Below are 19,777 nucleotides of genomic sequence, written 5' to 3' on the forward strand. Positions count from 1 at the left end.
CGTGACCTCACCCGAGAACACCTCGCCGGAGCACGTCCGCCGCGTCGCCTGCGCCGGCGCCGGAGTCATCGGCGGCGGTTGGGTCGCCCACTTCCTGGCACGCGGCTACGACGTGACCGCCTGGGACCCGGCGCCCGACGCCGGACGGAAGCTGCGGCGCCTGGTCGACGCGGCGTGGCCGACGCTCGCCCTGCTCGGCCTCGCCGAGGGCGCCTCGGCCGACCGGCTCACCGTCACCGACACACTCGAACAGGCGGTGGGGAACGCCGAGTTCGTCCAGGAGAGTGCGCCCGAGAAGCTCGATCTCAAGCGGGACCTGCTGGCCCGCCTGGACGCGGCGACACCCCCCGGCGTCGTCATCGCCTCCTCCACCTCCGGCTATCCGATGACCGCCATGCAGACGACCGCGGCGGACCCGTCGCGCCTGGTCGTCGGCCATCCCTTCAACCCGCCCTATCTCGTCCCGCTCGTCGAGGTCGTCGGCGGCGAGCGCACCGACGCGGCGGCGACCGCCTGGGCCTCCCGCTTCTACGAGGTCGCGGGCAAGTCCGTGATCACGATGGACGACGAGGTACCCGGCTTCATCGCGAACCGGCTCCAGGAGGCCCTGTGGCGCGAGGCGCTGCACATGGTCGCCAACGGCGAGGCGACGGTCAGGGACATCGACCGGTCGATCACGGAGGGACCCGGGCTGCGCTGGGCGGTGATGGGGCCGATGCTGACGTTCGCCCTCGCCGGAGGCGAGGGCGGCATGGCGCACATGCTGGACCACTTCGGCCCGTCCCTGAAGTCGCCGTGGACACGCCTGGAAGCGCCGGAGCTGGACCGGGAGTTGTACGACGCCGTGGTGGCGGGCTGCGACGAGGCGGCGGACGGCCGCTCCCTCGCGGACCTGGTGGCCGAACGCGACCGCGGCGTCGTCGAGGTGCTGCGCGCCACCGGCCGCCTGGACCGCGAGGAGGGTCCCCGATGAGGGTGTTTCCGCTGTTCCGCAGCACGGTGAGGCCGGAGTGGATCGACTACAACGGGCACATGAGCGAGGCCTTCTACGTCCTGGTCTTCGGCCACGCCACGGACGCGCTGATGAGCGGGACGGGTCTGGGCCCCGGCTACCGCGAGTCCACCGGCTGCTCCCTCTACACGGTCGAGTCCCACACCCGCTTCCTCCGGGACGTCCCCGAGGGCGCCCATCTGGCCATCCGTACGCGTGTCCTGGGGACAGCGGCGCGCAAAATGCGTCTGTCGCACGAGATGTACGCGGTGTCCGCACCGGGTTCAGGACCGGCGGAGGACGCCGCACCGGTGGCGACGACGGAACTGCTCGCGGTCCACGTCGACCAGCAGGAGGGCCGGGCCGCCGCGTTCCCGGAAGCGGTCCGGCAGCGCTTCACGGAACTGACCGAACCGGCTCCCGACTGGGCGGGCCGCTCGATCGCCGCCGTGGCCGGAGGCCCGCAGGCGGACCGGACGTCCGTCGCCGGACGCACCGGTGGCAGCCCCGCGACGGGAGGGACGGCCGGAACCGGTCAGAAATCGGCTTCGGAGACGACGTAGACCTGGGGTCGGTCGGCCTTGTGCCAGTCCACCATCACGGAGAGGTCGGGCCGGTAGTCGCGCTGCTGGACCGAGGTGCCCGCGTAGCGGTGGCCGGGGACGCGGAGATCCCAGCCGACCACGTCGGCCAAACCCTCGCTGACGGTCCGCTCTCCCGGGCGCAGCTCCGCGCGGCTGCTGCCGATCTCGTCGAGGAAGCGGCCGAGCTTCTCCGGCGAGGTGCGGAACTGCACGTACAGGCGGCTGCGTTCCCACGTGTTGGTCTCGAAGTAGCCGACGTAGGTCGACTTCGAGGGGATCGGCACGTCGTAGATCCGCCGGGTGGCCTTGCTCGGCCATTCCCAGACGAGGCCGGTGGCGGACGCCGTCTGCTGCTTGTCCCGGCCGCTGGTGCGGCTCTGGTGGGCGGAGAGCAGCAGGTAGCCGGCCGGAATCGCGATCAGCAGGACCACGACGACCAGGGTGATCCAGTGCCCCGGGGTGCGCCGGGACGGGAGCCGGGGCATGGTGCCGGTGCCGGGTGGCCGGGTCATGGTCACCGGTCCGCCACCCGGTTGCGGGGGGCGAGGCGCAGGTTGGCGGCGGCCCGCTCGTAGCGCTCGTAGCGTTCGAGTCTGCGTCGGTTCGCGCGCCGGAACCGCCGGGCGACCAGTCGGGCGAGGTCGGCGGCTCCCACCATCCCGGCCTCGGGGCCGAGTTCGGCGCGGACGATCCGGGCCTCGGGCCGATAGCCGCGGCCGGTGAGGTGGCGCCGGAAGGAGTCGGTGGCCGGGTTGATCAGCAACTCGTCGGCGGCGCTGACCCCGCCGCCGATGACGAAGCAGGACGGGTCCAGCGCGGCGGCGAGGTTGGCGATGCCGGTACCGAGCCACTGCCCGATGTCCTGGAGCAGTTCCACGCACATGGCATCGCCCTCGCGGGCGAGTTGGGTGATCAGCGGGCCGGTGATCTCCGAGATGTCGCCGCCCACCCGGTCGATGATGCTGTAGGCGACGGGGGACTCGGCCGCGGCCAGTTCCCTGGCCTCGCGCACCAGCGCGTTGCCCGAGCTGTACTGCTCCCAGCAGCCGCGGTTACCGCAGGGGCAGCGGTGCCCGCCGGGCACCACCTGCATGTGGCCGAACTCGCCGGCCACCCCGTACTTGCCCCGCTTGACCTTGCCGTCCTCCAGGATGGCGCCGCCGATGCCGGTACCCAGCGTGATCATGACGAGGTGGTCCTCGCCCTTCCCCGCGCCGAACCGCCACTCGCCCCAGGCCGCCGCGTTGGCGTCGTTGTCGATGAGTACCGGGACGGCCAGCCGCGCCTGGAGGGACTCCCGCAGCGGCTCGTCCCGCCAGGACAGGTGGGGGGCGAACAGGACGCGGGAGCGCTGTGCGTCGACCCAGCCGGCTGCGCCGATCCCCACCGCGTGCACGTCGTGCCGGTCGGAGAGGTCGAGCACCAGCTCCGTGATGGTGTCCTCGACGACCTTGGGGCTCTTGGACTTGTCCGGGGTCTCGGCCCTGGCCTGCTCCAGGATCGTGCCGTCGGCGCCGACCACGCCGGCCATCACCTTCGTACCGCCGATGTCGATGCCCACGGTGGGCACACGCGGCGCGGACAGGTGGGAGCTGCGCTCACGGGTTGCGACGGTGCGCAGCACGGTGGCGCGTGCGGAGGTGCGCTGCGGGCGGTCGCGGTACGTACTCATCTGCTCGATTGTGCCCTACTCTGGGGCCCCGGCACCGGCGCCGGGACGGGCCGTGCCCCCGGTTGCAGCCAACTCGTGACTCAGTTGCTCCAGCTCGCTGCCCCCGGCCATCTCCCGGGTCAGGGCATCCAGGGAGATCTCCGCCCGCTCGTGGCTCCCGGCCATCGCGCCCCGCTTGAGGAGGACGAAACGGTCGCCGACCAGGTACGCGTGGTGGGGGTTGTGGGTGATCAGCACGACGCCGAGCCCGGCGTCCCGGGCGGCCGCCACGTACTTGAGCACCACCCCGGACTGCTTGACGCCGAGCGCGGCGGTGGGCTCGTCGAGGACGAGGACCCGGGCGCCGAAGTGCAGGGCGCGGGCGATGGCCACGCACTGGCGCTCGCCGCCGGACAGGGTGCCGATCGGCTGGTCCACGTCGCGCAGGTCGATGCCCATCCGCAGCAGTTGCTCATGGGTGGTCCGCCGCATCAGGCCCACGTCCATCCGGCGCAGCGGTCCGCGGCCGACACGCGGTTCGGAACCCAGGAAGAAGTTGCGCCACACCGGCATCAGGGGGACGACGGCGAGGTCCTGGTAGACGGTGGCGAGGCCGCGGTCGAGGGCCTCGCGCGGGGAACCGAGCCGGGTCTCCTCCCCCGTGACCCGGTAGCTGCCGGTGTCGTGCCGGTGCAGCCCGGCGATGATCTTGATGAGGGTGGACTTTCCGGCGCCGTTGTCGCCGAGCACGCAGGTGACGCTCCCGGCGTCCACCCGGAGCGAGACGTCGGTGAGGGCCCGGACGTTGCCGTAGGACTTGCTCACCCCGCTCAGCGCCAGCAGCGGCTCGCCCGCCGAGGCGGCGCCCGTCTCGGCAGCGGCGTCGGAGCCGGAGTCGGCCGCGGGGCGCGGGTCGGCGTCGGCGGCCGCGGGGCGCGGGTCGGCGCCGGGATCGGTACCGGGGGGCCGGCCGCTCCCGGCCGGGCCGGGTTCCTCGGGTGCACGGTTCATCTGCTGGCCTCCGCCCGCTTGCGAATCCACAGGTTGAGCAGGGTGGCGAGCAGCAGCATCGCCCCCAGGAAGAACTTGAACCAGTCCGGGTCCCACTGGGCGTAGACGATGCCCTTGCTCGTCATGCCGAAGATCAGCGCGCCGACCGCGGCGCCGACCGCGGACCCGTAACCGCCGGTGAGCAGGCAGCCGCCGATCACCGCCGCGGCGATGTAGATCAGCTCGTTGCCCACGCCCTCGCCGGACTGCACCACGTCGTAGTTGAAGAGCAGGTGCTGGCCGGAGATCCACGCCCCGACCGCGACCCCGAGGTAGAGCCCGATCTTGGTGCGGCCGACCGGCACGCCGACCGCGCGGGCGGCGTCCGCGCCGCCGCCCACTGCGAAGATCCAGTTGCCGACGCGGGTGCGCAGCAGGATCCAGGTCGCCAACGCGACGAGCCCCAGCCACCACAGGACGGTGATCTGGAGGGTGAATCCGCCGAGCGACAGCTGGGAGGCGAAGAGGGCGCGGGCGGAGGAGAAGCCCTCCATGTCGCCGATGCTCCTGGTGGAGACGGTGCCGCTGACCACCTTGGTGAGACCGAGGTTGAGCCCGGTGAGCATGAGGAAGGTGCCGAGCGTGATGATGAAGCTCGGCAGACCGGTGCGGGTGAGCAGCCAGCCGTTGAAGAAGCCCAGGGCGAGCGTGAACAGCAGCGAGACCCCGACCCCCGCCCAGACGTTGGCGGTCATCTGGTAACTGAACATCGAGGAGAACAGCGCGGAGCTGGTGACCATGACGCCGGTGGAGAGGTCGAACTCACCGCCGATCATCAGCAGTGCCACCGGGACGGCCATGATGCCGAGGGTGGAGGCCGCGTAGAGCACCGTGGAGACGCCGGCGGCCCGGAGGAAGCTGTCGGCGGTGAACGCGAAGAAGACGAACACCGCGACCGCCCCGACCACGGCGCCCAGCTCCGGCCGGCTCAGCGCGCGACGCGGCAGCGAGCGCCGCTCAAGTCTGCCGTCGCCGGACCCGGCGTCCGCGGAGGGCGCGGAGGGCGCGCAGCCCTCAGCCGCCTCGGGGGCTGAGGCCGGGGCGCCCTTCGCGGAGGGGGTGCGCGGGGTGCCGGCGGTCACCGGGTGCCCCGCTCGGTGTACTCCTCCAGCGCGGCGGCGTCTTTCTTGCGCAGGATCTGCGGACCGGTCAGGACGGGCTGCCCGCCGCCGAGCATGTCGGCGTTGTACCGGTACAGCCACAGCAGGTCGATGGCCTCGTACCCCTGAAGGTAGGGCTGCTGGTCGACGGCGAAGCCGATGCTGCCGTCCTCAAGGCCCCGCGCTACCTGGGGGTTGAGGTCGAACGTGCTGATCTCCGCGTCCGAGCCGGCCTGTTCGGCGGCCTTGATCGCCGTCGGGGCGAACGGCGCGCCGAGGGTGACCACGGAGTCCACCTCGCGGTCCGTCTGGAGCTCGGCCTCCAGTGAGGACTGGACGCCGGGCATGTTGGTGCCGTCCACGTACAGGTTCTCCACCGTGCCCTCGAAGGTGCTGCGGACGCCGTCGCAGCGCTCCTCGTGGCCGACGTTGCCCTGCTCGTGCAGGAGGCAGACGGCCTTCTTCCGGCCGCGCTCGTTCAGCTCCTCGCCGACCGCCTCGCCGGCGGTCGCCTCGTCCTGGCCGATGTGCGCCAGAGCGCCGAAGTCCGCGGAGAGGTCCTGCCCGGAGTTGATGGTCAACACGGGGATGCCCGCATCGACCGCCTTCTCGACCACCGCGCGCATCGCCTCGGGCTTGGCCAGCGTGACGATCAGACCGTCCACCTTCTGGTCGATCCTGGCCTGGACGAGCTGCGCCTGCTGACCGGCTTCCTTGTCGTGCGAGTAGAGGAAGTCGATGTTGTCCTTGACCGCGGCCTGCTCGGCGCCGCTCTTCACGATGTCCCAGAAGGTGTCGCCGTCCCCCGAGTGGGTGACCATGGCCACCTTCCAGCGCGGGGTGTCCACCGCGGCGCTGCCCCCGGCGCCCTTCGCGCGCTCCTCCTCCGCCCGCTTGCCCCCGGTGCTGCTGCACCCGGCCAGCGGTACCGCCAGGGCGAGCACTGCCGCGGCCACCGCGGCCCTCGTCCGTCGCCTCCTGCGAAACCACACCACGCCGGCCACACGTCCCTCTCGTTCGCTGCTCGCTTGCCGCGGGCCGACGGCCCTGTCGCCGGCGCCCGACGGACCAGTATCCGTCACCTCCACCAGGAGGCCGCCGAGGGGGCGGCAGGCGGAGCGGGGAGCGGGGGCGGGGCGGGCCCGGATGCGGCGGGGTACCGGACCGGACGGAAAGCTGCGCCGACGGGACCGGGAGCCCCCGGCGCGGGCGGGGTCAGCTGCGGACGAGAAGCTGGAAGTCGAAGGAATACCGGGAGGCCCGGTACATGTGGGAGCCGTACTCGACCGTCCGCCCGGTGTCGTCGGAGGTCGTCCGCCGCATGGTCAGCAGGGGGGCACCGACGGGCTCGCCGAGCAGTTCACCCTCGGCCGCCTCGGCGGCGCGGGCCCCGACCGACTGGCGGGCGCTGTGCAGGATGACGCCGGCCGTCCGCATCAGCCGGTAGAGGCCGGTCGTCTCCAACTCGCCCTCGTCCAGGCGGAGCAGCTCGCACGGGATGTGGTTGCGGAGATAGGCCATCGGCTCCCCGTGGGCGAGCCGCAACCGCTCCACCAGCCGGACGTCGGTGCCCTCTGCGACACCCAGGGCCGCGGCCACCTCGGCGGTGGCCCGCTCGGTCTCCAGACGTAGCAGCCTGGTCGCCGGCCGCTGCCCGGCGCTCTCCAGGTCGTCGTAGAGGCTGCTGAGCTCGAGCGGGCGCTTGACCTGGCTGTGCACCACCTGCGTGCCGATCCCCCGGCGTCGCACCAGCAGGCCCTTGTCGACGAGCACCTGGATCGCCTGGCGCACCGTGGGCCGGGACAGTCCGAGCCGGCCCGCCAGGTCGATCTCGTTGCCCAGCAGGCTGCCGGGCGCGAGCTTGCCCTTCTCGACGGCGGATTCGAGCTGCTGGGAGAGCTGGAAGTACAACGGCACCGGGCTGCTGCGGTCCACGCTGAGCTGGAGGTCGGCCGCTTCGTTCTTCGCCACGCGGTGAGCCTAGTTCCTGGTCCGGGTCCGGGGAAGCCGGACATCAAAATGTCCGGACAAAATGTTGACAGGATGCTTCGCACGGCCGAGCGTGAGGCCATGCGCATCGGACTCATCGGCACGGGCCGTATCGGCTCCTTCCACGCCCGCACCCTCCGCGCGCTGCCGGACGTCACGGAGCTGCTCGTCTCGGACGCGGACCGCGCCCGGGCCGCCGGGACCGCCGACGCCGTGGGCGCCACCGTCGCCGACTCGCCGACGGCGCTGCTGGAGTCCGCACCGGACGCGGTGGTCATCGCCTCCGCCACCGCCTCGCACCCCGAGCTGATCACCGCTGCGGCCCAAGCCGGGCTGCCCGCCTTCTGCGAGAAGCCGATCGCCCTCGACCTGGCGGGCACCCTCGCGGTCCTGGAGGCGGTGGAATCGGCCAGCGCCACCCTCCAGATCGGCTTCATGCGCCGCTTCGACCCCGGGTACGCGGCGGCCCGCGAGGCCGTCCGCTCCGGACGGCTCGGCCGGCTGCACACCGTCCGGGCCGTGACCTCCGACGCCGCGCCGCCCCCGGCCGCGTTCCTGCCGCTCTCGGGCGGACTGATCCGGGACTGCCTCGTCCACGACTTCGACATCGTCCGCTGGGTCACCGGCCGCGAGGTGGTCACCGTGCACGCCGTCGGCTCGGACGCCGGACCGGCGATGTTCCGCGAGGCGGGGGACGTGGACACCGCCGCCGTACTGCTCACCCTGGACGACGGCACCCTGGTCACGGCGACGGCCACCAGGATGAACGGCGCCGGGTACGACATCCGGCTGGAGCTGGCCGGGGAACGCGAGCAGATCGCCGTGGGTGTGGACGCCCGCACCCCTCTGACATCGGTGGAGCCGGCAGCCGTGCCGCAGCCGGGTGCGCCCTGGCCGGACTTCACGGAGCGCTTCGCCACGGCCTACCGCGCGGAGCTGGAGGCCTTCCTCGCGGTGGCCCGCGGCGAGATCGCCAACCCGTGCGACGGGCGGGAGGCCCTGCACGCGCTCCGGGTCGCCGAGGCCTGCGAGGAATCCCGGCACACCGGCCTCCCCGTCCGCCTCACCGACCACGTCACCTGACGGCCGCCGGTGCCCCTCGTGTCCCGGGACGGGGTCAGGTTCCGAGCCGTACGGGAAGCAGTCCGCGACTCCTGAGCCGCAGGGGCACTGTGCTCCGCTCTCGGTCCGTAGCTCCGGCACCGGCGCCACCTCCGCAGCGGGCGACGGGGCGAGGCCGGAGGAGGTCACGGCGCGCGGCTCGTACACGGCGCCCGAAGGTGCGTACGGCTTCCCGGAGTAGGCGCGTTCCTGCTGGTCGCCGCCCACGCGCGGGGGCGAACCTGACGTCATGAACAGCAAGAACCCACACCTCGCGGCACTGATCGGGGCGACGGACCGGCGCGGGGCCCGGAACGCGGACGACACCGCGGACGGCCACCTCGGTCCGCCGCGCCGGGAGTTCGCCATGCGCTTCAGCTCCACCACCCGCGGGGCCCGACTCGCCCGCAGGCTGGTCTCGCACCGGCTGCACGACTGGCACTACCCTTATCCGTCCGCGCCGAACGAGACGATGGTGCTGCTCGCCGCCGAGCTCACCGCCAACGCCGTGCGCCACGCTCACACGGACGGACGGGACTTCGGGCTGCGGCTCACCGAACGTCCCGGGTCGCTGCGGATCGAGCTGAGCGACTCCCGTACCGGCGGGCTCCCCTCCGCTGCGGCCACCGAGCCGCCGCCGGAGCGGGAGTCCGGACGTGGACTGCTCCTCGTGGCGCACTTCGCCAGCCGCTGGGGCCTGCGTGCGCACGAGGAGACACCGGGCAAGACGGTCTGGGCGGAGCTGGACGTGCCGTGACCGGCGCCCGGGCCTGCGTGCCACCACTCCCCCGGGCAACCCCGGCCGCACCGCCCGGGCGACGGCGCACCCGGGCCTCAGAAGACGGTGCACCGGGGCCCTCGGGACCGCGAACGCGTTTTCTCATCCGGACAGTTCGCGGTGGCGGGCGGCGAGCCGGGCGGCGCCCGCCCCGGTGGGCGATCCCAGCAGCCGGAGCCGGGAGATGCCGCCGTCCGGGAAGATGTCGATCCTGGCCTCGCTGATCGGCGGGGCGTCGGCGAGCAGGAAGCGGTGCACGGTGTCGGGTTGCATCCGGGTGCGGGGCAGCAGCTCCACCCACTCGCCCGAGGCGCCGTCGCGGCCGGATAGCGCGGCCCAGCCGGCCGCGTTGCCCTTGAGATACGCGGTGTCGATCTCCACCGCCCGGAGCAGGGACTGGGCGGTGAGGACATAGTGGATCCAGTCGTGGCCGCGGTCGCGGCGGCGGCGGGTCTCCCAGCCGTCGTCCATCTGCCGGGAGCGACCGGGCATGATGGTGTTGCCGGCGGGCGAGTAGAAGCGGTCGGAGGCGTCCAGCACAGCGCCGCCGTTCTCCAACGCGACCACGTCGAAGGTGCCCAGCGCCGCCAGCCACTCCGGGTCGGGGACGGCCTCGCCGTGCACCCGCAGGCGGGCGATGCCGCCGTCGGGGTGCTGGTTGACCCGCAGGTGGGTAAAGCGCCGGGGGACGTCCACCGGGAAGCCGTTGGCGGCGTGGCCGCCGACGGGGGTGCGGGGGACGAGCACCGTCCACGACGTGTCCTCGGCCAGCAGCTCGCCGGGGGACGCGGTGGCGGGGGCCGCGGTGGCCTCGATCGAGACCGCCTGCGGGTAGTTGCCGCGGAAGTGGGCGGTGTCGACGACGATGCCGCGCACCACGCCGGGGACGCCGAGCCGGACGAGGGCCCAGTCGTGGTCCTCCTGCCCGGGGTGCGGCCGGTCGGCCCCGGTGCCGCGCCTGCGGCGGGTCTCCCAGCCGTCCATGATCTTGCCCTTGTGCCCGAATCGCTCCGGGTCGAAGACGGCCGGGCCGGGCAGCAGCAGGTTCTCGCGCTCGGCGAAGAACTCGTCGTTGGCGGCCATGACCCCGGCCCCGAGCCGACGGTCCGCGAGGTCGGTGCGGGCGGTGAACGCGTGGTCGGCGGTGCGGTGGTCTGCGTACGGGTCGCCGCCGCCGTACGGTGCGGCGTCGCCGGTGAAGTGCAGGGCTGTGGTGTTCTCCGCCGTCATGCCTCGTTCCTCTCGATGATCCGGCCGATCCGTTCGACGGTTCGGCCGTGGTCGGTGACCCGGGTGCCGCGCAACCAGCTCGACCGGACCACGCCGTGCAGGGTGCGGCCGGCGTAGGCGGTGACCGGGTTGCGGTGGTGCAGTGCGGCGGGGTCGACGGTGAAGGCCTCCTCCGGTGCGAGGACGGCGAAGTCCGCGTCGCGGCCGGGCGCGATGGCGCCCTTGCGGGTGAGACCGGCGAGCCGGGCCGGGCCCGCGGACATCCAGCGGGCCACGTCGGTGAGGCCGTGGCCGCGGCGGCGGGCCTCCGTCCAGACGGCGGGCAGCCCGAGCTGGAGCGACGAGATGCCGCCCCAGGCCCCCCCGAAGTCGGGGGTCTTGAGGTCCGGGGTGCACGGGGAGTGGTCGGAGACCACGCAGTCGATCGTGCCGTCCGCGAGCCCGGCCCACAGGGCGTCCTGGTTGGTCCGCTCCCTGATCGGCGGGCAGCACTTGAACTCCGTCGCGCCGTCGGGGACGTCCTCTGCCGTCAGGGTGAGGAAGTGCGGGCAGGTCTCCGCCGTCACCCGCACGCCCGCGGCCCTCGCCCGGGCGAGGCGCGGGAGGGCGTCGGCCGAGGACAGGTGAAGGACGTGCACCCGGCTGCACAGCCGTTCGGCGAGGTCGATCAGCCGGGCGACGGCGTCGTCCTCGGCGCCTCCGGGGCGGGAGGCGAGGAAGTCGGCGTAGCGCGGGCCGGCGGCCCGCGGCGCCCGGCCCAACTGCCCGGGGTCCTCGGCGTGCACGATGAGGAGCCCGTCGAACTCGGCGATCCGCGCTGCGGCGGTCTCCAGTTCCGCAGGGTCGAGCGGCGGGAACTCCTCCACCCCGGACGGGGAGAGGAAGCACTTGAATCCGAACACCCCCGCGTCGTGGAGCGGGCGGAGTTCGCCGGTGTTGCCGGGGACGGCGCCGCCCCAGAAGCCGGTGTCCACGTACAGCCGGTCGGCTGCCGCCTCCCGTTTGGCGGTGAGCCCGCCGGACGTGGTCGTCGGCGGCAGGCTGTTGAGCGGCATGTCGATCAGCGTGGTGACGCCGCCCCCCGCGGCGGCCGCGGTGGCGGTGCGGAAGCCCTCCCACTCGCTGCGGCCGGGGTCGTTGACGTGGACGTGGGTGTCGACGAGGCCGGGCAACAGCGCGTCCGTGCCGAGGTCGACGAGCGTCGCGGTGGCGGGTGGCTCGGTGCCGTGGGGCAGGACGGCCGTGATGGCGCCCGCGGCGACGGCGACGTCCGCGGGACGCTCTCCGTCCGGGGTCACGACGCGGGCGGAACGCAGAACGAGCTCGGTACCGGGCGGGTTCCCGGCGCCGGACTGGGTGACGGTCAACCGGGCCTCCTCGTCGGCGGGCGCCGCGGAGCGGTTGCTCCGGGCGGCTTCCGCGCTACGGAATTCAACGTTCTGTTGAATGAGTTTTGCCCGCCGCAGCGCACCCCGTCAAGCCCTCCCCCGCCGGGCGGGAGCGGCACATCCCTCCGATCATGAGTTCCTCGATACGAAAACAGACTTCCGGACAGCAGAAAATCAGGCGGTTCTCGTCGGCGGCCTTCCTGCGGCGCCGCCCTCCCGCGCAGCGCGCGGGCGGAACGCCGCCGCCCCGGCGCGGACCGGTAGCATGCGCCCCATCCGTCCGAAGGGAACTCCCACGTGCCGCCGTCCGAGTCCAAGACCGATACCGCCAGCCCGGCCGCCGGGGGCGTCCAGTCCCTGGAGCGCGCGTTCGACCTGCTGGAGCGGATGGCGGACGCCGGGGGCGAGGTCGGGCTGAGCGAACTCGCGCAGAGCAGCGGGCTCCCGCTGCCCACCATCCACCGGCTGATGCGCACGCTGGTCGCCTGCGGGTACGTCCGCCAGCAGCCCAACCGCCGGTACGCGCTGGGTCCTCGGCTCATCCGGCTCGGCGAGAGCTCGGCCCGGCTGCTGGGCACGTGGGCCCGCCCCTACCTGGCCCGCCTCGTGGAGGAGACCGGGGAGACGGCGAACATGGCCCTGCTCGACGGGGACGAGGTCGTCTACGTCGCCCAGGTCCCGTCGAAGCACTCGATGCGGATGTTCACCGAGGTCGGCCGCCGGGTACTGCCGCACTCCACCGGCGTGGGCAAGGCGCTGCTCGCCCACCACCCGGCCGAGGAGGTGCGCGCACTGCTCGGACGCACCGGCATGCCGGCCGCCACCGAGCGCACGCTCACCACTCCGGAGGCATTCCTGGAGGCACTGGAGGCGACCCGGGAACGCGGCTGGGCCCTGGACGACAACGAGCAGGAGGTCGGCGTGCGCTGCCTCGCGGTGCCGGTGCCCGACTCCCCCACCGCAACGGCCGTTTCGATCTCGGGACCGGCGGGCCGGGTCACCGACGCCGCGACCGAGAGGATCGTGCCGCTGCTCCAGGAGGTCGCCCGCGACCTGTCGGGGGCGCTGGCCGATCCGGTGGCCGGCTGACGGTCCGACGGCGCGGACGACCGCTGCCCGCCTGCAGCCGGGCCGGAACGGGCGGGACCCCGACCGGCCCGGCGCGGGCGGGCAGAGCGGGTCCGGCTGCGGCGCCGACGACCCGTCCCGCTCCGCACACGGGTCAGGTGCGCACCGGGGGGTCCCCGAAGGAGCCGACGGCCGTGCGTACCTGGGCCAGCGGCCCCGCCAGCGCGCTCACCGAACCCAGGGCTCCGACGACCACGAGCAACGAGCCCTGCAGACGGGCCGCTTCGGGCATCCCACCGGCCACCAGGCCCGCCAGGGCCACGAGTTCCTCCTCCGCCACCTGCCGATCCGGCAACCTGGCCGGATATCCGGCCAGGGCGCGACGCAACTCCGCTACGGCGGTGCGCAGTTCCGCCGCGCGTCTCTCCGCCGACCGCGTGTCCGCCGCCCGCGCGCCTCCCGCCGAGCGCCGCGGGCGGACCACCGTCTGTTCTGTTCGCTTTCCTCGCAACGCGGTTCTCCCCCACACAGAAGCTTCCCGTTTCCGGCTGCCCTCGCCCCGTGCGCCGTGCTTCACCCCGATCCTCGCGTCGGTCAGGCGCGGGGATCGGCCCAGTAAACGCCACTCTGCGCGCTCCGCGCTACACGGAGGGCGAAATTCAACGGAGGGTTTCCCCGCGGGTCGCCGCCCGTTCGGCTGGCGGGCCGGTGCCACGGACCGTACCCTCGGCCGGATGACGCGCCCCCCGGAGCCCCCGGACGCCCCGCCCGTCGCCGGACTGCTGCTGGCCGCCGGGGGCGGGCGGCGGCTGGGCGGACGCCCGAAGGCGCTGCTCCGACACGCGGGCCGGCCGCTCGTCGTGCACGCCGTCCGGGGTCTGCACGCGGGAGGCTGCCACTCCGTCGCGGTCGTCCTGGGCGCCGGGGCCGCCGAGGTGCGGCGCGTGGCGGGCGGCACCGGCGGCGGGCTGGACGGCTGCACCGTGGTCGACAACCCCGACTGGGAGCAGGGCATGGGCAGTTCCCTGCGCACGGGGCTCCGGGCGCTCGCCGCGGCCGCCCCCGGAGCGGGCGCCGCACTGGTGGTCCTGGTCGACCAGCCGGGCATCGGCGGAGCGGCGGTCGCCCGCCTCCGGGCGGCGTACCGCTCCCCCGGCTCACTGGCGGCGGCCTCCTACGACGGCCGGCGGGGGCACCCGGTCCTGCTCGGCGCGGCGCACTGGCCCGGCGTCGCCTCAGCTGCGGAAGGCGACCTGGGCGCCCGGGACTACCTGCGGTCGCGTGCGGCGAAGGTGGTCCCGGTCGAGTGCGGGGACGTCGCCGACCCCGCGGACATCGACACCCCGCAGGACCTCGACCGGCTCCGCTGAACGCACGGAGCGCACGCGCACGGGAGAGCCCGCGGGGAGGGCACCGGCGGGCTGACCGGGGGCGCCGGCGGGCGCGCGGAGGCGGTCGGGGGACCGGAGCGGAGGTCGACCGGGACGACCCTCTCGACGCTCCTGGCATCAACAAACCGTTGAATTTCCGCTATAAGAAAACTAGTGTCCGTTGAGCAGAAGTCACCTGGCACCGGGTGACGCGTACGGCCTTGCCCCGAGCACGTGAGCGCAGCGGTCCCCGGCAGCCCCGGGCCGCGCCGCCGAAGGAGTGACCGCCCATGTCCGCACCAGCGCCGTCTCCGCTGGCCCTCGTCGACGTCGGCCCGGACCGGGCGCCTGCCCGGCAGGACGAGGTCCTCACCGAGCCCGCGCTCGCGTTCCTGGCCGCGCTGCACGCGCACTTCACCCCCCGGCGGGACGAACTGCTCGCCCGACGGGCGGAGCGCCGCGCCGAGATCGCCCGGACCGCCACCCTGGACTTCCTGCCCGGGACGGCACACGTCCGCGAAGGCGACTGGCAGGTCGCCCCCGCACCCGCCGCGCTCCAGGACCGCCGGGTGGAGATCACCGGGCCCACAGACCGGAAGACGACCGTGAACGCGCTCAACTCAGGTGCCCGGGTGTGGCTCGCTGACTTCGAGGATGCCTCCGCTCCCACCTGGGAGAACGTGATCGGCGGGCAGCTCAACCTGACCGACGCGTTCGAGAACCGGATCGACTTCACCGACGCGCGCGGCAAGTCGTACGCCCTGCGGCCCGCCGAGGAGCTGGCCACCGTGGTGGTGCGGCCGCGCGGCTGGCATCTCGACGAGCGTCATCTGACGGCCGACGGGGTGCCGCTGCCGGGCGCCCTCGTCGACTTCGGGCTGTACTTCTTCCGCAACGCCCGACGGCTGCTGGAGTCGGGCAAGGGCCCGTACTTCTACCTCCCGAAGACCGAATCGCACCTCGAAGCCCGGCTGTGGAACGAGGTGTTCGTCTTCGCCCAGGACTACCTCGGCATCCCTCGGGGATCGGTGCGGGCCACCGTGCTGATCGAGACGATCAACGCCGCCTACGAGATGGACGAGATCCTCCACGAACTCCACGAGCACGCCTCGGGGCTGAACGCGGGGCGCTGGGACTACCTCTTCTCCCTGGTCAAGAACTTCCGCGAGGCCGGTGAGCGGTTCGTGCTGCCGGACCGCAACGCGGTGACCATGACCGCTCCCTTCATGCGCGCCTACACCGAGCTGCTCGTGCGCACCTGCCACCGGCGCGGCGCCCACGCCATCGGCGGCATGGCCGCCTTCATCCCCGACCGCCGCGACCCGGAGGCCAACGGGAAGGCGCTCGCGAAGGTGCGGGAGGACAAGGACCGGGAGGCGGGGGACGGCTTCGACGGATCGTGGGTGGCGCACCCCGACCTGGTGCCGGTGGCACGCGCCTCCTTCGACGCCGTCCTCGGCGACCGTCCGCACCAGAAGGAGCGGCTGCGCGAGGACGTGCGGGTGGCGGCGGCCGACCTGCTCGCCCTCGACTCGCTGGACGCGGTGCCCACCCGCCGGGGCCTGGTCGACGCCGTGCAGGTCGGCATCCGCTACACCGAGGCGTGGTTGCGCGGGCAGGGTGCGGTGGCCATCTTCGGGCTGATGGAGGACACGGCGACCGCGGAGATCTCCCGCTCGCAGATCTGGCAGTGGGTGAACGCCGGGGTCGCCCTTCAGGACTCCGGGCAGCCGGACACCACCGCGACCGCCGAACTGGTCCGCCGCATCGCGGCCGAGGACCTGGCGGCGCTCCGCGCCGAGCTGGGTGGCGAGGCCTTCGCCGCCGGGCGCTGGCAGCAGGCGCACGATCTCCTGCTGCGCGTGGCGCTCGACGCGGACTACGCGGAGTTCCTCACCCTGCCCGCCTACGACCTGCTGGAGGGCTGAGGCAGGCACCTCTTCGGCCCGCCGCCGGCGGGCGGCGCCGGTGCCAGGTCGCGGCCTCCGGTCTCAGTCCCCGGCGGCCGTCCGAGCCAGCCGGCGGGCCTCGGTCCGGGCCTCGCGGGCCACGGACTCCTCGTCGACCGTGGTCAGGCGGCCGTCCTCCACCACCGGGCGGCCGTTCACCAGCGACAGGGTCACCTGTGCGGCGGCGCCGAGCACGAGCGCCGCCACCGGGTCGGCGATGGTGGAGTGGCCGAGGCCGTCCAGCTTCCACAGCACCAGGTCGGCGAGCTTGCCGGGCTCCAGGGAACCGATCTCCGCCGCCCGGCCGAGGACCCGCGCACCTCCGAGGGTGCCGAGCCGCAGGGCCTGCCGGACGTCAAGGGCCTTCTCCCGGTGCCTGCCCAACCGGTTGAGCAGCAGGGCGTTGCGCAGTTCGGTGTGCAGTTCGCCGGACTCGTTGGACGCGGTTCCGTCCACGCCGAGGCCGACCGGCACTCCGGCGGCGAGCATGTCGGGCACCCGGGCCGTGCCCGCGGCGAGCCGGGCGTTGGAGGACGGGCAGTGGGCGACACCGGTGCCGCTGCGGGCGAAGGCGGCGAGGTCGGAGTCGTCCATGTGGACGCAGTGCGCCATCCACACGTCCTCGCCGAGCCAGCCGGTGGACTCGAAGTACCCGGTCGGGCCCATGCCGAAGAGTTCACGGCAGAAGCGTTCCTCCTCGGCTGTCTCGGAACCGTGCGTGTGCAGTCTGACCCCCTTGCGGCGGGCCAGTTCCGCGCCCCGGCGCAGCAGTTCGGTGGAGACAGAGAACGGTGAGCAGGGGGCGACCGCGATGTGCAGCATCGAGCCGAAGGAGGGGTCGTGGTGGGTGTCCACCGCCTCCTCGGTCGCCAGCAAGGCGTCCTCGGTGCTCTCCACGGCGAAGTCGGGCGGCAGGCCGCCGTCCGAAGAGCCGCGATCCATCGAGCCGCGGGCCGCGGTGAACCGGACTCCCAGTTCGGCGGCCGCGCCTATCTCCGCGCCCAGCAGGTCGCCTGCCCCGCGCGGGAAGACGTAGTGGTGGTCCATCGCGGTGGTGACACCGCCCCGGGCCATCATCGCCAGCGAGGCGCGGGCCGCCGCGCGCACCATGGGCTCGTCGATGCGGGCCCAGGTGGGATAGAGGGCGACGAGCCAGTCGAAGAGGTTGGCGTCCTGGGCGAGCCCCCGGGTGAGCCACTGGTAGAAGTGGTGATGGGTGTTGACCAGGCCGGGGGTGGCCAGGTGCCCGGCGCCGTCCACCCGGCGGACCACGCCGGTCAGGCCCTCCGGCGCCGGACCCGCCCCGACCACCTCGATGAGGTTGCCGACGACGACCAGGTGGCCCTCGTCGTACTCGGTGCCGCGTCCGTCCACGGTGGCGATCGCGCAGTTCTCGATGACGATGCGCCGTACTGGCGTACCGGCCATGGGGCTACCTCTCGGTTTCCGCCCGCGGGGTGCGGGTCCCGCCCGCGGGGGCGGCGGACGGCTGGACGTCGGGGGCGATGGCGCTGGGGGCGATGGCGCTCCGGGGCCGGAGCGGGGCCCGAGGCGTCACGGGTCGGTCAGGTCGGCCGGGATACGCGCCTCGGCGCCGTCCCGCAGGACAGTGGCCTCGATCAGCCCGTACGGGCGGTCGGCGGCGAGGTAGACGGCACCGTCCGCCACGTCGTTGTCGAGCCCGAAGGGCTCCAGGTCGACCGGGAAGTGGTGCTTGTTGGGCAGCGAGAAACGGATCTCGTCCGTCTCGGGGCGGTTCTCGATCACCCGGGAACCCATCTGGTACAAGGTCTGCTGGAGCGAGAGCGAGTAGCTCTCGGCGAAGGCCTCCAGGATGTGCCGGCGGGTCTGCGCGTAGCTGTCCTCCCAGTCCGGCGCCTCCGATCCGGCACCGTCCCAGCGGTGGCGCCACACGGCGGTGACCGAGGTGGCCAGAATCCGGTCGTAGGTCTCCCGGAGCGTGGTGTAGCGGTCCTTGACGTAGCCCCAGAACTCCGAGTCGGTGGAGTTCAGCACGGTGAGTCCGGTCAGCCCGGAGAGCACCTCCCAGCCCTCGCCGTCGTGGGTGACCTGCGCTGTTCGGGTCTCCCGGCCGCTGCGCACGAACGAGTGAGCGGGCTGCTCGGGACCGCTGGCGGGGCTCCCGCCCTCGGACGACCTCGCTATCCGGTCCCAGGCGTACTCCTCGACGCGGATGCGGGCCCGGGTGAGGGGCTCCTGTGAGGCGACGAAGTGGCGGGCCAGGTGGAGGGCGAACTGCTCGGCGGACTCGACGCCGTACTCCTTGGCGAAGGCGAACACCGTGTTCTTGGTGGTGTCCGTCGGCAGCACGTTGGCGTTGGACCCGGAGTAGTGCACCTCGTCCATGTCGCCGGAGAGCGCGACCGAGACGTTGAGGTCCTTGATGTGGTGGGTGGCGCCGTCGCGGGTGATCCGGACGACGCGGTTCTCCGCTTTGCCGTACTGGTTCCGGCCGAGCGTGGCGGGACGGGCAGGACCGGTGCGTTCTGTCATCGGGGTGTCAGCTCCCTCGGTACACGGAGTAGCCGAACGGGTTGAGCAGCAGCGGCACGTGGTAGTGCTCCCCGGGTTCGACGGCGAAGACGACCGCCACCTCCGGGAAGAACGCGCCGCTGTCCCTTGAGCGGGGGGCGTCCTGCTGTTCCTCGGCTCGTTTGTCGGAGAGGTACGGCTCCACCGCGAAGTGCAGCCGTGCCTCGGCGGTGCCCGCCGGTAGCGCCGGCAGGTCCTTGCAACGTCCGTCGGCGTCCGTCCGCGAGGCGGCGTGCGCCGTCCAGACGGGCTCGCCGCCGGTCTGGTTCCCGCCGCCCCGCTCCTCGCGCGGGCCGCGCACCTCCAGCGTGACGGCGACCCCGCCGGCGGGGCGGCCGAGGCTGGTGTCCAGGATGTGCGTCGACACCGAGACGGCGGGGGCGGATGCGGCGCTCATCGACGGTCTCCTTCGGAGAGGCGGGCGAGGCGGATGCGGTTGATCCTCCCCAGTTCGGCGCGGACGGTCTCCCGCTCCCGGTCCGGTGTGTTGCCGAGCCTGGCGCGGGCCGCGTCACGCAGTTGCTCGGCGGTCAGGCCGGTCGCGCAGACCAGGAAGACATGACCGAACTTCTCCTGGTAGGCCAGGTTGAGTGCGAGCATCTCCTCCCGGAGTCCGGCGTCGGCGTCCGCCATGCCGCGCTGTTCCCGGGAGGAGGCCGGGTCGCCCGGCTGCGGGCGGCCGATGGGGGGATGGCCGGACATGGCCTCGGCGAGACCTGCCGGGTCGAGTTCCGCAGTCGCGGCGTCGCTCGCGGCGAGCAGCGCCGCCTCGTCGGCGAACGGGCGCCGGGTGAGCAGCCCGTCCGCCCAGGCAGTGGAGGCGCACACCTCCCGGAGCAGCGCGCGGGCTTCGTGCGCGCCGGCGACGTTGAGCCGGGCCGGGCCCGGGGCGGACGACGTGTTCACGGGATCCTTTCGGGCTGTGGTGCGCTGCCGACGGGAACAGCTAAACCGCCCGGGAACACGACGTCAACA

At 73.4% G+C, this 19,777-nt stretch carries 19 protein-coding genes and 1 pseudogene; 7 read left to right on the forward strand and 13 right to left on the reverse strand.

Features of this window, described 5'->3' with window-relative positions; all coding sequences use genetic code 11:
• Position 1: 1 nt before the first annotated feature.
• Together H300_RS0108595 and H300_RS25780 are read left to right on the forward strand one after the other, a co-directional pair.
• Entirely contained in the window at positions 2–973 is a 972-nt protein-coding gene (locus H300_RS0108595) for a 3-hydroxyacyl-CoA dehydrogenase NAD-binding domain-containing protein (RefSeq protein ID WP_028427105.1), read from the forward strand.
• A pseudogene (locus H300_RS25780) lies at positions 970–1,446 on the forward strand (thioesterase family protein); the annotation flags it as partial. The gene H300_RS0108595 and the pseudogene H300_RS25780, both read left to right, overlap by 4 nt.
• 80 nt (positions 1,447–1,526) lie before the next feature.
• Here the strand turns inward: H300_RS25780 and H300_RS0108605 are convergent.
• The 6 genes from H300_RS0108605 to H300_RS0108630 all read right to left on the reverse strand — a co-directional run bounded on the left by H300_RS0108605 (position 1,527) and on the right by H300_RS0108630 (position 7,311).
• Positions 1,527–2,087 (reverse strand): hypothetical protein, encoded by a 561-nt coding sequence (locus tag H300_RS0108605; protein ID WP_106966777.1) that lies wholly within the window; start codon positions 2,085–2,087, stop codon positions 1,527–1,529.
• 2 nt (positions 2,088–2,089) lie between these two features.
• On the reverse strand, positions 2,090–3,247 hold the full coding sequence (locus tag H300_RS0108610) for an ROK family glucokinase (protein ID WP_028427107.1): 1,158 nt from the start codon (positions 3,245–3,247) through the stop codon (positions 2,090–2,092).
• 15 nt (positions 3,248–3,262) lie between these two features.
• Complete coding sequence (locus tag H300_RS25785; RefSeq protein WP_078515820.1) at positions 3,263–4,237, reverse strand: ATP-binding cassette domain-containing protein; 975 nt, start codon at positions 4,235–4,237, stop codon at positions 3,263–3,265.
• Positions 4,234–5,358: an ABC transporter permease gene (locus H300_RS0108620; RefSeq protein ID WP_028427108.1), complete on the reverse strand. Its 1,125-nt coding sequence runs from the start codon at positions 5,356–5,358 to the stop codon at positions 4,234–4,236. The genes H300_RS25785 and H300_RS0108620 overlap by 4 nt, the downstream gene beginning before the upstream one ends.
• A complete protein-coding gene (locus H300_RS0108625; RefSeq protein WP_028427109.1) occupies positions 5,355–6,332 on the reverse strand; it encodes a sugar ABC transporter substrate-binding protein in 978 nt (325 codons plus the stop codon). The genes H300_RS0108620 and H300_RS0108625 overlap by 4 nt, the downstream gene beginning before the upstream one ends.
• Before the next feature lie 259 nt (positions 6,333–6,591).
• Complete coding sequence (locus H300_RS0108630; RefSeq protein WP_028427110.1) at positions 6,592–7,311, reverse strand: GntR family transcriptional regulator; 720 nt, start codon at positions 7,309–7,311, stop codon at positions 6,592–6,594.
• A gap of 135 nt (positions 7,312–7,446) precedes the next feature.
• On the opposite strand from H300_RS0108630, the gene H300_RS0108635 reads away from it, so the two are divergent.
• A complete protein-coding gene (locus tag H300_RS0108635; RefSeq protein WP_028427111.1) occupies positions 7,447–8,448 on the forward strand; it encodes a Gfo/Idh/MocA family protein in 1,002 nt (333 codons plus the stop codon).
• Between the two features lie 268 nt (positions 8,449–8,716).
• Positions 8,717–9,223, forward strand: a complete 507-nt coding sequence (locus H300_RS25790; protein ID WP_486583662.1) for an ATP-binding protein — start codon at positions 8,717–8,719, stop codon at positions 9,221–9,223.
• A 123-nt stretch (positions 9,224–9,346) separates the two neighbouring features.
• On the opposite strand, the gene alc is transcribed toward H300_RS25790, so the two are convergent.
• Together alc and allB are read right to left on the reverse strand one after the other, a co-directional pair.
• Positions 9,347–10,474, reverse strand: a complete 1,128-nt coding sequence (gene alc / locus H300_RS0108645) for an allantoicase (protein WP_028427112.1) — start codon at positions 10,472–10,474, stop codon at positions 9,347–9,349.
• Complete coding sequence (allB, locus tag H300_RS0108650) at positions 10,471–11,841, reverse strand: allantoinase AllB (protein ID WP_051269794.1); 1,371 nt, start codon at positions 11,839–11,841, stop codon at positions 10,471–10,473. Before allB ends, alc begins: the two co-directional genes overlap by 4 nt.
• Positions 11,842–12,159: 318 nt before the next feature.
• On the opposite strand from allB, the gene H300_RS0108655 reads away from it, so the two are divergent.
• Positions 12,160–12,951 carry an IclR family transcriptional regulator gene (locus H300_RS0108655; RefSeq protein WP_028427114.1) on the forward strand — a complete coding sequence of 264 codons (792 nt, stop codon included), beginning with the start codon at positions 12,160–12,162 and terminating at the stop codon, positions 12,949–12,951.
• Positions 12,952–13,084: 133 nt separating this feature from the next.
• Here the strand turns inward: H300_RS0108655 and H300_RS32285 are convergent, their stop codons facing one another.
• The gene (locus tag H300_RS32285; RefSeq protein ID WP_486583665.1) at positions 13,085–13,645 is read right to left on the reverse strand and encodes a DUF5955 family protein; all 561 of its coding nucleotides are present in this window, start codon (positions 13,643–13,645) and stop codon (positions 13,085–13,087) included.
• 19 nt (positions 13,646–13,664) lie between these two features.
• Here H300_RS32285 and H300_RS0108665 point away from each other — a divergent pair, with 19 nt between their 5' ends.
• Entirely contained in the window at positions 13,665–14,300 is a 636-nt protein-coding gene (locus H300_RS0108665; protein WP_028427116.1) for an NTP transferase domain-containing protein, read from the forward strand.
• Between the two features lie 290 nt (positions 14,301–14,590).
• Entirely contained in the window at positions 14,591–16,228 is a 1,638-nt protein-coding gene (gene aceB, locus H300_RS0108670) for a malate synthase A (RefSeq protein ID WP_028427117.1), read from the forward strand.
• Between the two features lie 63 nt (positions 16,229–16,291).
• Here the strand turns inward: aceB and H300_RS0108675 are convergent, their stop codons facing one another.
• The 4 genes from H300_RS0108675 to uraD all read right to left on the reverse strand — a co-directional run bounded on the left by H300_RS0108675 (position 16,292) and on the right by uraD (position 19,708).
• Positions 16,292–17,677 (reverse strand): 8-oxoguanine deaminase, encoded by a 1,386-nt coding sequence (locus H300_RS0108675; RefSeq protein WP_028427118.1) that lies wholly within the window; start codon positions 17,675–17,677, stop codon positions 16,292–16,294.
• Positions 17,678–17,803: 126 nt separating this feature from the next.
• The gene (gene pucL, locus H300_RS0108680) at positions 17,804–18,763 is read right to left on the reverse strand and encodes a factor-independent urate hydroxylase (RefSeq protein ID WP_028427119.1); all 960 of its coding nucleotides are present in this window, start codon (positions 18,761–18,763) and stop codon (positions 17,804–17,806) included.
• A gap of 7 nt (positions 18,764–18,770) precedes the next feature.
• A complete protein-coding gene (gene uraH / locus H300_RS0108685; RefSeq protein WP_028427120.1) occupies positions 18,771–19,199 on the reverse strand; it encodes a hydroxyisourate hydrolase in 429 nt (142 codons plus the stop codon).
• Entirely contained in the window at positions 19,196–19,708 is a 513-nt protein-coding gene (gene uraD / locus H300_RS0108690; protein WP_028427121.1) for a 2-oxo-4-hydroxy-4-carboxy-5-ureidoimidazoline decarboxylase, read from the reverse strand. The genes uraH and uraD overlap by 4 nt, the downstream gene beginning before the upstream one ends.
• Positions 19,709–19,777: the final 69 nt, after the last annotated feature.

The sequence above is a fragment of the Streptomyces sp. TAA040 genome, from assembly GCF_000424845.1.

Coding starts and splice junctions, on each gene's coding strand:
- H300_RS0108605 (WP_106966777.1), bottom strand. CDS start 2,087: ATGACCCGGCCACCCGGCACCGGCACCATGCCCCGGCTCCCGTCCCGG.
- alc (WP_028427112.1), bottom strand. CDS start 10,474: ATGACGGCGGAGAACACCACAGCCCTGCACTTCACCGGCGACGCCGCA.
- H300_RS0108635 (WP_028427111.1), top strand. CDS start 7,447: ATGCGCATCGGACTCATCGGCACGGGCCGTATCGGCTCCTTCCACGCC.
- uraH (WP_028427120.1), bottom strand. CDS start 19,199: ATGAGCGCCGCATCCGCCCCCGCCGTCTCGGTGTCGACGCACATCCTG.
- H300_RS0108665 (WP_028427116.1), top strand. CDS start 13,665: ATGACGCGCCCCCCGGAGCCCCCGGACGCCCCGCCCGTCGCCGGACTG.
- pucL (WP_028427119.1), bottom strand. CDS start 18,763: ATGACAGAACGCACCGGTCCTGCCCGTCCCGCCACGCTCGGCCGGAAC.
- H300_RS0108610 (WP_028427107.1), bottom strand. CDS start 3,247: ATGAGTACGTACCGCGACCGCCCGCAGCGCACCTCCGCACGCGCCACC.
- H300_RS0108675 (WP_028427118.1), bottom strand. CDS start 17,677: ATGGCCGGTACGCCAGTACGGCGCATCGTCATCGAGAACTGCGCGATC.
- aceB (WP_028427117.1), top strand. CDS start 14,591: ATGTCCGCACCAGCGCCGTCTCCGCTGGCCCTCGTCGACGTCGGCCCG.
- H300_RS25785 (WP_078515820.1), bottom strand. CDS start 4,237: ATGAACCGTGCACCCGAGGAACCCGGCCCGGCCGGGAGCGGCCGGCCC.
- H300_RS25790 (WP_486583662.1), top strand. CDS start 8,717: ATGAACAGCAAGAACCCACACCTCGCGGCACTGATCGGGGCGACGGAC.